This is a genomic window from Zavarzinia sp. (assembly GCF_049306435.1).
Lineage (GTDB): Bacteria > Pseudomonadota > Alphaproteobacteria > Zavarziniales > Zavarziniaceae > Zavarzinia.
On record NZ_JBAQRT010000040.1, the window covers coordinates 1 to 8,473 of the forward strand.

Genomic DNA, 8,473 nt, shown 5'->3' on the forward strand with positions numbered 1-8,473 from the left:
AGGCCAAGCAGAACGGCGGCGCGCAGGCCAAGGGGGTCGTGACGGGCGATGACCGGATGGGGGGCATGAAGCCGCAGGTCCGCCGCCTGACCGGCCGCCCGCTCCCGGTGGGCCTGCCACAGGGCGGCTGTGACCGGATCGGAACCGCTGCCCGCCAGATGATCGTCGAGGGCTTCGAGGGCGCGGTGGGGAATGCGGTTGTCGAGCTCCAGCCGGCGGCGGGCCAGATCCGCGTCAGGCAGGCAGAGGGCCGCCGGCAGGCCGCGCAGGGCGAACAGGAAGGCGAAGCCGAACAGGCCGAGCAGCACGGCATGGATCGTCCCCGGCAGCGCGCCGAACAGGCCCGACAGGGCGAGCACGGCGAACACCCCGGCCACCCCGGCCCCGGGCAGCAGCGCCGGGACCAGCCGCTCGCTCAGCAGCGCCAGCCGGGTGAGCCGGAGCTTGCGCCGCAGCGCCTGATCGCGGCCCGCCGTCATCTCAGCTTTGCTCCGGCTCCAGCCAGGGCGGCAGGCGGTCGAGGCCGATGATGGTCTCGACGGGCACGCGCTCGCGCACCACGGCGAATTTGTCGCCGCTCACCAGCACCTCGGGGATCAGCGCCCGCGTGTTATAGGTCGAGGCCATGACGGCGCCATAAGCCCCCGCCGACAGGACAGCGATCATGTCGCCCGACTTCAACGGCGCCATCAGACGGTCCAGGGCGAGGAAATCGCCGGTCTCGCACACCGGGCCGACGATATCGACCGGCGCGACCGGCGCATCCGGATCGGGCGCGACCACGGGCAGGATGCCGTGATAGGCCTCGTAAAGGGTCGGTCGGATCAGGTCGTTCATGGCGGCGTCCACGATCACGAAAGTCTTCTTCGTCGCCTTCTTCACATAGAGCACGCGGGTGACCAGCACCCCGGCGTTGCCGACGATCAGGCGACCCGGCTCGAGGATGATGCCACAGCCCAGATGCGCCGTCGTCCGTTTCACGATGTCGGCATAGGTCTCGGGCGCGGGCGGCACCAGACGGTTTTCCTCGTAGGGAATGCCAAGGCCGCCGCCGAGATCGAGGCGATCGATGCGGTGGCCGTCGGCGCGCAGGGCCAGCACCAGTTCGGCGACCTTGCGAAACGCCGCCTCGAAAGGCTCGAGCGCGGTCAGCTGGCTGCCGATGTGAACGTCGACGCCGACGACACGCACCCCCGGCAGGGCGGCGGCGCGGGCATAGACGAGGCGCACCCGCTCCCAGGCGATGCCGAATTTGTTCTCGGCCTTGCCGGTCGATATCTTGGCATGGGTCTTGGCGTCGACATCCGGGTTCACCCGGATCGTGATCGGCGCGACCATGCCCTTCGCGGCGGCGACCTGCGACAGGCGCTCCAGCTCCGGCTCGGACTCGACGTTGAACTGATGGATGCCGGCGTCGAGCGCCAGGGCCATTTCCTCCGCCGTCTTGCCGACACCCGAGAAGACGATGCGCGACGGCGGAATGCCGGCGGCCAGCGCCCGCTTCAACTCACCGCCGGAGACGACGTCGGCGCCCGCGCCCAGCCGGGCCAGGGTCGAGATCACGGCCTGGTTGGAATTGGCCTTCAGGGCGAAGCAGACCAGGGCATTCTGCCCGGCGAAGGCATCGGCGAAGACGCGGAAATGCCGCTCCAGCGTCGCCGTCGAATAGCAGTAGAAAGGCGTGCCCACCGCTTCGGCGATGGTCTCCAGCGCCACGTCCTCGGCGTGAAGCCGGCCTTCGCGATACTCGAAGTGATTCATGGACGATGCGGTTCCTCAGTTGGTGGTCCGACTGCCGGGCAGCGGATAATCGGTCTGGGGCGACGACGAACTGGGATGGATCGTTTCGGGAATGTCGCCGGCGGGCTGGGTGGTGCCGGGCCGGACCGGCGCCCCCCGCTTGCCACAGGCGGCAACGCCGGTCAGCGCCACGATCATCAGGCAGAGCGCGAGTTTTCTCATCGCCATTTCCTATCAAAGGCCAAGACGGCCGCGCGCGGCGGCGATCTGGGTCCGCACACCCGAAGGCGCCGTGCCGCCGAAGCTGACCCGGCTGGCGACGGAATTATCGACCGACAGCACGCCGAACACCGCATCGGTGATCCGCGGCTCGATCGCCTGCATGTCGGCGAGACCGAGGGCATCGAGATCGACCCCCTTGCCTTCCGCCAGTTTCACGATGCGGCCGGTGACATGATGGGCCTCGCGGAACGGCATGTTCAGCGCCCGCACCAGCCAGTCGGCAAGGTCCGTCGCGGTCGAGAAGCCGGTGCCGGCGGCGGCCTTCAGGACGGGCTGGTTCGGCTTCAGGTCGGCGATCATGCCGGCCATGGCGGCGACCACGAGTTCGATCGCCTCGGCGGCGTCGAAGGTCGGCTCCTTGTCTTCCTGCATGTCCTTGGCATAGGCCAGCGGCAGGCCCTTCATGACGATCAGCAGCGTGTTCAGCGCGCCGATGATGCGGCCGACCTTGGCCCGCGCCAGTTCCGCCGCATCGGGGTTGCGCTTCTGCGGCATGATCGACGAGCCGGTGGTGAAGGCATCGCTCAGGGTGACGAAACGGAACTGGGCCGAGGTCCAGATGACGATTTCCTCGGCGAGGCGCGAGAGATGAATACCGAGGATCGAGGCCGCCGCCAGATACTCGAGGGCGAAATCGCGCGACGACACCGAATCGAGCGAATTGGCCGTCGGCCGGTCGAAGCCGAGCGCCGCCGCGGTCATGTGGCGGTCGATCGGGAAGGAGGTGCCGGCCAGCGCGGCGGCGCCCAGCGGACATTCGTTCATGCGGGCGCGGGCATCGCGCAGGCGGCCGATGTCCCGCTCCAGCATGGCGACATAGGCCATCAGGTGATGGCCGAAGGTGATCGGCTGGGCGACCTGCAGATGGGTGAAGCCCGGCATCACCACGTCGGCATGGGCCTCGGCCTGGGCCAGCAGGGCGGCGACGAGGCCCGTGGTCTGACCGATCAGCCCGTCGAGCGCGTCGCGCACCCAGAGGCGGAAATCGGTCGCCACCTGGTCGTTGCGCGAGCGGGCGGTGTGCAGGCGCCCGGCGGCGGGGCCAATCAGCTCGGCGAGGCGCGCCTCGATGTTCAGGTGGATGTCTTCCCGATCCTTGCGAAAGGTGAAGCGGCCTTCCTCGATCTCGGCCTTGACGGTGTCGAGCCCGGCCTGAATCTGATCGCCGTCGGCCCTTGTCAGAATGCCGGTCGCGACCAACATGCCCGCATGAGCCTTTGACCCGGCGATATCCTGGGCATAGAGCTTGCGGTCGAAATCGATGGAAGCGTTGATCTTCTCCATGATCTCGGCGGGGCCACGGTCGAAGCGGCCACCCCACATCGCGTTCGAGGAAGTCAGTTTGTCGTTCTGGTCGTTGGGCATCGAAAGCTACTTGGCTGTTGTCGCGACCGCAGCACCATCAGGGAGTATGGGAACATGAAGCTGGTGCCGGTTGTCGTCATTGTGGCCGCCCTCGCGGGCGTCGTCGGGGCGGTCGCCGTCCGGGGACCCTGGGGCGACGGTGCCCGGGCGTCCCAGTCGGCGGGGATCGGCAACTTTAGCCCGAGCGACGAGCCGAAGCCAGCACCCGCTGTGACCTTCCGAAACGCGGCCGGCGCCGTGGTCTCGCTGGCGGATTACAAGGGCAAGGTCGTCGTGGTGAATTTCTGGGCGACCTGGTGCGCGCCTTGCGTCGAGGAACTGCCGTCCCTCGCCAAAGCCGCGGAAACCCTGCGCCCCGAGGGGATCGATGTGCTCGCCCTGTCGGTCGACCGGCTGGAAGATGACAAGATCACCGCTTTCCTCGCCGCGAATCAGGCGGCCGGCCTCGGTCTCCTGAAGGACGAGGGCATGGCCCTCGCCCGCGCGCTCGACGTGAAGGGCCTGCCGACCACGGTGGTCATCGGGCCGGACGGCACCATAAGGGGCACGCTGGTCGGCCCGGCCGACTGGGCCTCGGACGAGGCCCTGAAGCTCATTCGCGGCTTCAAGGGGGCTTGAGTCCGCCGGGCGCGCCGGTCTGGCCCGCCGCCCGCACCTTCGCCAGGAACAATTCCGACAGGGCGTGATAGATCGGCTGGTGGCAGATCATGCGGGATGTCCCCGCAGCGACGATCGCCACCGCCATCAGCGGAATGACCATGGCGTGATTGTCGGTCATCTCGAAGACGATGACGAAGCCGGTGATCGGCGCCTGCATCACCCCCGCGAACAGCGCGACCATGCCGAGCGCGGCCAGCGCCCCGGGCGAGACGCCGGGCAGGATATCGCCGATGGCGGCGCCGAGCCCGGCGCCGACGGCCAGCGTCGGCGCGAAGATACCACCGGCGAGGCCGCTGGCCTGGGTCACCAGATTGGCCAGCAGCTTGGCCCCGACGAAGGCCCAGGGGTCCGTCAGGGTGCCGTTCAGCGCGGCCTTCGCCTCGGCATAGCCGGTGCCATTGACCGGCAGCGCGGTCGCCCAGGCGACAAGGGCGACGACCAGCCCGCAGAACATGGCGAACAACACGCGGTGGCGGCCGATCCGACCGTCGAGCAGGCGGGGCAGATAGCGCGCCTGGGCGATCATCAGCCGGGCGAAACAGGCGCCGATCACGCCGCCGCCGACACCGAGCAGCGGCACCGCCAGCCAATCGGTCCAGTGATCGAGCTGGGCCATGGTCTGGCCGAAATAGGAGCCGCTGCCATGAATGAGCGCCGCCGCCCCGGCCGCCAGCAGCACGGCCGAGAGAATCAGCGTGCTCACCCTTCTCTCGTAGGCGCGGCTCATTTCCTCGATGGCGAAGATGATGCCGGCCAGCGGCGTGTTGAAGGCCGCGGCGACACCGGCCGCGCTGCCCGCCAGGATGACGCCGCGCATCCGGCCAAGACCGGCGAAGCGGCTGCAGGCCAGCATGATCGAGGCCCCGACCTGAACCGAGGGCCCCTCGCGTCCGACCGAGGCACCGAAGCCGAGCGCCAGCGTGGTCAGCATCACCTTGCCGAAGGCGATGCGCAGCGACAGCAGCCGGTTGCGCTGGGTGGGGGATTCAAGTTTGCGGGCCGCGATCGCCTGGGGAATGCCGCTGCCCTCCCCGCCCGGAAAGAAGCGGATCAGCAGGAGGGTGCAAAGACCGAAGCCGAGCGGCGTGACCACCAGTCCGGCCCAGGGCCAGACGCCGGTCAGGAGGCCGAAGAGTTCGAAGGCGAAATCGGCGGCATAGGCGAAGCCGACGCAGACGAGGCCGGTCAGTATCGCCCCCAGCCAGAACACCAGCCGGCGGCGCCACAGCAGTGACGACAGCCAGAGCGAGAGAGAGGGGCGAAGCTTCCGGCGCAGCCGGTAAGCCATGGAACGGGAACGCATGTATCATCCTAGGGAAGGGACCGGATCGATTGCAATGCGCCCGGCCCGCCCTTCACCAGGATTGACGCCGGTCAGCCGAGGCCGGCGGCCATGGTCATGCGGACGAGGGCCGCGAGATTGTCGGCCTGCATCTTGGTCATCACCTTGGCGCGGTAGATTTCCACCGTGCGCGGGCTGATGCCGAGGTCGCGGGCGATGATCTTGTTGGGCCGGCCGGCCACCACGCCGTCGAGCACTTCGCGCTCCCGCTCGGACAGGGTTTCGAGCTTTTCGAGGATTTCGCTGTTCGGCGTCTCGCCGACCTCTGCGCCCAGCTTGTCCCGGGCGAGGTCCAGCGCTTCGAGAATTCGCTCCTCGGGGAAGGGCTTCTCGATGAAATCGACGACGCCCGCACGCATCGCCTCGATCGCCAGCGGGATGTCGCCATGGCCGGTGATGACGATGACCGGCAGGCCGACCTTCAGCGCGTTCAGCCGGTGCACCAGTTCGATGCCCGTCATGTCCGGCATTCGGACATCGGTGATGACGCAGCCCCGGGGGCCGATCGGCAGCCCGTCGAGAAAGGCCTGGGCCGATTCGTAGGACTGGACGACGAAATCGGCGGCTTCGAGCATGAAGGCGAGGCTGTCCCGCGCGCTGTCGTCATCGTCGACGAGATGGACCAGCATCTCACTCATCGTTGGCGCCCTCCGTCGGCACTGGGGGTAGGGTGAAGCGAAACACGGTGCCACCGCCGGGGTTTTCTTCCGCCCAGATCCGTCCGCCATGGGCATCGACGATCGAGCGGGAAATCGACAGGCCGACCCCCATGCCCTGCGGCTTGGTGGTCATGAAGGGGTGGAACAATTTTTCGCGAATTTCCTCGGCGAGGCCGCTGCCGGTATCGGCCACGCTGACGACGACATAATCGTCGTCGCGGCGAACGGTGGTGATGCTCAGCCGGCGCTGGAGCGTGTCCTGCATCGCCTCTAGCGCGTTGCGGATCAGGTTCAGCAAGACCTGCTGGATCTGGACCTTGTCGACGAAGATGGCATTGGCATCGACCGCGAGATCGAAAGACACCTCGACCTGCCGCTCCTTCACCCCGACAAGGCCAAGGGCGGCGGCTTCCTCGACCACCTTGGACAGATTTTCCAGGCCGCGCTCGCCATCGCCCCGGCTGACGAAGCTGCGCATCCGATGGATGATGTCCCCGGCGCGCAGGGCCTGCTGGGCCGCCTTCTGCAGCGCTTCGGTGATCTTGGGGCCATCTTCGGGCCGGCCCCTCTCGAACAGGCGGCGCGATCCGGTCAACAGATTGGCGACCGCCGACAAAGGCTGGTTCAACTCATGCGCCAGCATCGACGCCATTTCCCCCACCGCCATCAGACGCGAGACATGGACGAGTTCCGACTGCAGGTCCTGCAGCCGCGCCTCGACCTGCTGGCGCTCGGTCAGGTCGCGCACGAAGCCGGTGAAGAAGGGCACGGCGCCGCCGGTCTCGCCGACATGCAGCTCCATCGGGAAGGTGGTGCCGTTCTTGCGCAGGCCCACGATGATGCGGCCGATGCCGATGATCCGCCGTTCCTTGGTGCGGGCATAACGCTCGAGGTAGGAATTATGGGCGCCCCGATAGGGTTGCGGCATCAGCGTGCTGACATTGAGGCCGACCATTTCGGCGGCGGTCCAGCCGAACAATCGCTCCGCCGCCGTGCTGAAGGAGCGCATGATGCCGTTGCGGTCGATCACGATCATGGCGTCGGGCACCGTGTCGAGGATCGACTGCAGGTGCTGTTGCGTCATGGCGGCGGTCGCCCGGGCCTTGAGGGCGGAGCCGCCCCAGAAGGCGATGGCGATACCGATGGCCAGATAGAGGACGAGCCCCAGTCCGCCGGACAGGCTGTCGATGCCGCCGCCGAGGAGCAACACGGCCATGGCGCCAAAGCCGGTGACGATCGCCCCCGGCAAGAACCCGTCGAAGGCCGAGGCCAGCACGACGCAGGCGACGAAGGGCAGATAGCCCGCCTGACCGGCGAAGACCGAGCCTTCGAGACTGAGGATCACGGCGAGGCCAAGGGCGAGCACCGTCAACCCAAGGACCCGCAGCCGCCGCCCCTTGTCGACCGCGGATGATTGCCGGAGACCGACCATCAGTGCTCGCCCCTCACCAGAATCATGCGTCGAGGATAATCGGGGTTGGAACGAGAACAAGGAAAACCGGTGGCTTATCCCCAGGCGGCCGGCCTTGAACCCGCCGCCGATTGCCCCGACAATGGCATCCGCAGCGCGCGGGAGGGTGGCCGGCATGAAAAAACTGAGGGTTGTGGCGCTGCTGGCCCGGCGGCCCGGCCTCCTGGTGCTCGAAAACGCCCTTCTGACCGACGATGCGATCGAAATCGCCGCGGTCTTCACTCATGGCCGCCTGCCCAGGGCCGAAGGTGGCAGCGAAAGAAGCGATCTCGCCGATTTCACCCGGCTCTGCGCCCCGGCCGGCGTGCCGCTGACCGCCGTCGACGGCACCGAGGCGAAGGATATCGGCCCCCTGCTGCCGACGGGGCCGCTCGATCTTCTCGTGACCCTGTCCTGGCGCTATCAGGTTCCGGCCCGCGTGCTGGACCGCTTCGGCCGGGGCTGCATCAACCTTCATCGGGGCGCCCTGCCCCGCCATGCCGGCGCCCTTCCAGTCCAGCGGGCGATCGAGGCCGGGGACGACGCGGTCGCGATCACCGCCCACGAAATGGTGCCGGAAATCGACGCCGGCGCCGAAATCGCCCGGGTCTGGCTACCGATCGGGCCGCTGCCGGCGGGCCTCGATGCCGCCGCCGGGGCCGAGGTGGTGAAAACCCGGCTGGAGCCGCTCTATGCCCCCCTGTGCCGCCTCGCCATCGCCGCCCGGCGGGCGAGTTTCGGGGGGTGAGCCCTTGGTCCGTGGCCTGCTGCTCGATCTCGACGGAACCCTGGCGGACAGTATCGCCGCGTTGAAGACGGTCTATCGCGACTTCCTGGCCGGCTTCGGCATCGCCGGCAGTGCGGAAGGTTTCGCCGCGCTGAACGGCCCGCCGCTGGCGGAGGTGGTCGCGCGGCTGCGCGAGGCCCATGGCCTGACCGGCGGCCCGGCCGAGTTGCTGGCCCGTTACCGTGCCC

10 protein-coding genes are annotated in these 8,473 nt (G+C 68.2%); 3 read left to right on the plus strand and 7 right to left on the minus strand.

The window, feature by feature from the left end; all coding sequences use genetic code 11:
• The 4 genes from WAZ62_RS01945 to argH all read right to left on the minus strand — a co-directional run.
• The coding region (locus WAZ62_RS01945; RefSeq protein WP_422641848.1) for a DUF4175 family protein at nucleotides 1-479 on the minus strand (479 nt) is incomplete at its 3' end.
• A gap of 1 nt (nucleotide 480) precedes the next feature.
• Nucleotides 481-1,761: a diaminopimelate decarboxylase gene (lysA, locus tag WAZ62_RS01950; protein ID WP_422641849.1), complete on the minus strand. Its 1,281-nt coding sequence runs from the start codon at nucleotides 1,759-1,761 to the stop codon at nucleotides 481-483.
• Between the two features lie 15 nt (nucleotides 1,762-1,776).
• Nucleotides 1,777-1,962, minus strand: a complete 186-nt coding sequence (locus tag WAZ62_RS01955; RefSeq protein WP_422641850.1) for a hypothetical protein — start codon at nucleotides 1,960-1,962, stop codon at nucleotides 1,777-1,779.
• Between the two features lie 12 nt (nucleotides 1,963-1,974).
• Nucleotides 1,975-3,387: an argininosuccinate lyase gene (gene argH / locus WAZ62_RS01960; protein ID WP_422641851.1), complete on the minus strand. Its 1,413-nt coding sequence runs from the start codon at nucleotides 3,385-3,387 to the stop codon at nucleotides 1,975-1,977.
• 54 nt (nucleotides 3,388-3,441) lie between these two features.
• On the opposite strand from argH, the gene WAZ62_RS01965 reads away from it, so the two are divergent.
• Entirely contained in the window at nucleotides 3,442-4,005 is a 564-nt protein-coding gene (locus tag WAZ62_RS01965) for a TlpA family protein disulfide reductase (protein WP_422641852.1), read from the plus strand.
• On the opposite strand, the gene WAZ62_RS01970 is transcribed toward WAZ62_RS01965, so the two are convergent.
• From WAZ62_RS01970 to WAZ62_RS01980, 3 genes are all read right to left on the minus strand, one after another.
• Nucleotides 3,992-5,350, minus strand: a complete 1,359-nt coding sequence (locus tag WAZ62_RS01970) for a chloride channel protein (protein ID WP_422641853.1) — start codon at nucleotides 5,348-5,350, stop codon at nucleotides 3,992-3,994. The genes WAZ62_RS01965 and WAZ62_RS01970 overlap by 14 nt on opposite strands.
• A 71-nt stretch (nucleotides 5,351-5,421) precedes the next feature.
• Nucleotides 5,422-6,027, minus strand: coding sequence for a response regulator FixJ (gene fixJ, locus WAZ62_RS01975; protein ID WP_422641854.1), 606 nt, complete (start codon nucleotides 6,025-6,027; stop codon nucleotides 5,422-5,424).
• Nucleotides 6,020-7,480 carry a PAS domain-containing sensor histidine kinase gene (locus WAZ62_RS01980; protein WP_422641855.1) on the minus strand — a complete coding sequence of 487 codons (1,461 nt, stop codon included), beginning with the start codon at nucleotides 7,478-7,480 and terminating at the stop codon, nucleotides 6,020-6,022. Before WAZ62_RS01980 ends, fixJ begins: the two co-directional genes overlap by 8 nt.
• Before the next feature lie 154 nt (nucleotides 7,481-7,634).
• Here WAZ62_RS01980 and WAZ62_RS01985 point away from each other — a divergent pair, with 154 nt between their 5' ends.
• Nucleotides 7,635-8,246, plus strand: coding sequence for a formyltransferase family protein (locus tag WAZ62_RS01985; protein WP_422641856.1), 612 nt, complete (start codon nucleotides 7,635-7,637; stop codon nucleotides 8,244-8,246).
• Between the two features lie 4 nt (nucleotides 8,247-8,250).
• Nucleotides 8,251-8,473: hypothetical protein (locus tag WAZ62_RS01990; protein ID WP_422641857.1), on the plus strand; the 223-nt coding region annotated here is incomplete at its 3' end.